This is a genomic window from Micromonospora sp. CPCC 205546 (genome assembly GCF_036902715.1).
GTDB lineage: Bacteria > Actinomycetota > Actinomycetes > Mycobacteriales > Micromonosporaceae > Micromonospora.
In genome coordinates this window covers 1-1,045 of sequence record NZ_JBAKHL010000162.1, presented here as the reverse complement: position 1 = coordinate 1,045, position 1,045 = coordinate 1, and the positions used below count along the sequence as shown (strand labels likewise).

The following is a 1,045-nucleotide window of genomic DNA, read 5'->3' as shown; positions in this document are numbered from 1 at the left end:
CTAGGGCCTGTGTCGAAGTCGGCGGTGGTGCCTGAGCTGGCGTGACCGCTCGGCGTGTCGAAGATCGAAAATGGGTGAGGTCTCCGGTAGATGGTTCAGCGACCAAGCAGAACCTGAAACCGGAGACCTCGTGGACACCCTAGCGGTGACGAGGCGGTTCGACCTGACCGACGGGCAGTGGGCGGTGCTGGAGCCGTTGCTGCCGGCGCCGAAGCGGCCGGGTCGACCGTCGTCGTGGAGCAGGCGGCAGTTGATTGATGGGATCCGGTGGCGGATCCGGGTGGGCGCCCCGTGGCGGGACGTGCCGCCGCAGTACGGGTCCTGGTCGGCGGTGTATGCCCTGTTCCGGCGGTGGCAGCGTGACGGGACCTGGCAGCAGGTGCTTACCGCATTGCAGGCTCTCGCCGACGCGGCCGGGCGGATCACCTGGGACGTCAGTGTGGACTCCACCAGCGCTCGGGCCCATCAGCATGCGGCCGGAGCGCGGAAAAGGGGGATCTGCAGGTCGAACCGCCTGGCGGGGTCAGCGTCGAGCCGGCAGACCATGCGCTCGGCCGGTCCCGCGGCGGGTTGACCACCAAGCTGCACCTGGGCTGCGAGCAGGGACAGAAACCCCTGGCCATCGTGCTGACCGCCGGGCAGCGAGGCGACAGTCCGCAGTTCGTCCCGGTCCTCGCCTCCATCCGTGTTCCCCGCGTGAGCACCGGCCGCCCGAGGACCCGCCCGGACCGAGTCCTGGCCGACAAGGCGTACACGTCAAAGGCGAACCGGGCCTACCTGCGCCGGCGGGGCATCGCCGCGACCATCCCGAGCAAGGCCGACCAGGACGCCCATCGGCGGGCCAAGGGGTCCAAGGGCGGCCGGCCACCGGCCTTCGACCCGCACATCTACCAGCAACGTCACGCCGTGGAATGCGGGATCAACCGCCTCAAGCGCAATCGGGCCGTGGCCACCCGGTTCGACAAACTCGCTGTGCGCTACGAAGCCACCATCCACCTCGCGTCCATCAACGAGTGGCTGTGACCGACTTCGACACAGGCCCTAG

The 1,045-nt window shown here is 69.3% G+C and carries 1 protein-coding gene; it reads left to right on the top strand.

The features are described 5' to 3' along the window. The first annotated feature begins 145 nt into the window (after positions 1 to 145). A protein-coding gene (locus tag V6U77_RS29830) for an IS5 family transposase (RefSeq protein WP_334610070.1) occupies positions 146 to 1,023 on the top strand; the annotation gives its coding sequence in 2 pieces (ribosomal slippage) (positions 146 to 539 and positions 539 to 1,023; 879 coding nt in all). Positions 1,024 to 1,045 lie beyond the last annotated feature (22 nt).